This window comes from Streptomyces flaveus (assembly GCF_014647675.1).
GTDB lineage: Bacteria > Actinomycetota > Actinomycetes > Streptomycetales > Streptomycetaceae > Streptomyces > Streptomyces flaveus.
In genome coordinates this window covers 1-841 of sequence record NZ_BMPQ01000090.1, presented here as the reverse complement: position 1 = coordinate 841, position 841 = coordinate 1, and the positions used below count along the sequence as shown (strand labels likewise).

The 841-nt window shown below is 26.6% G+C and carries 1 protein-coding gene; it reads right to left on the bottom strand.

Translation table 11 applies throughout. The features are described 5' to 3' along the window. Nucleotides 1–19: 19 nt before the first annotated feature. Entirely contained in the window at nucleotides 20–733 is a 714-nt protein-coding gene (locus tag IEZ21_RS49290; RefSeq protein ID WP_002500633.1) for a DUF536 domain-containing protein, read from the bottom strand. Nucleotides 734–841 lie beyond the last annotated feature (108 nt).

Genomic DNA, 841 nt, shown 5'->3' with positions numbered 1-841 from the left:
ACACCTTTTATAGTCATTTTTAATTACCAAACAGTTTACTCCAAAAACTTTTTTTAGAATGATTTTCGTTTCTGATATCCTCTTTCTGCTCACCATCTATTTTATTACCTTGTTGCAGTTCACTATCTTGTTGCTTATCCTCATGTTTATCTTTACTTTCATCCCTAAAATGGGAAACCATTTTTTCTTTTTGACTATCTGAGTCATTATTTATAGAATCCATATTTTCCATTGTTTCTTGAACTTCAATGTCCTGCCTCTTATTAGCAGAATAATTGAGTTGCCTTTCTTCTTCTAACTCAGACTCCAACCTTTGTATTTTTTTGTTACTTTCTAATGCTAATACTTGTTGGTTTTCAAGTAATTTCGACCTTTCTTGTAATTCTTTTCTATAAAATTCTATTGTCGTTTCATGACGTTTTTCTTGTTTTTCAAGTTGTTTATTTAAAGTATCTATTTGCTTTTCGAGTAGTTCAATTATTTGAACATCATATTTAGATTCGTTTTTTTTATTATCTGTTTTAACTTTCTCTGAACTTACATTAGCACTTTCAAAGCCATATTTCTTTTTATTTCTGATTACTCTTTGAATGATTTTTTCTACATCAACATCATTTTTAATGAATGAAGTATTATCCTGTTTCACTGTTTCTATATTCAATCTTTTTATATTATTAAATACAGTCTGTTTACTAACTTCCAATTCTTCACTTATTTCTTTAACGCTCTTCATATCTTCAACCCTTTATAAATACTTTATCAACCCTTTATAAATAAATTTTATCATAAATACTTTTATAAAGGGATCTTAAGTATTCTTAAAAAACCTTTTATAAACATT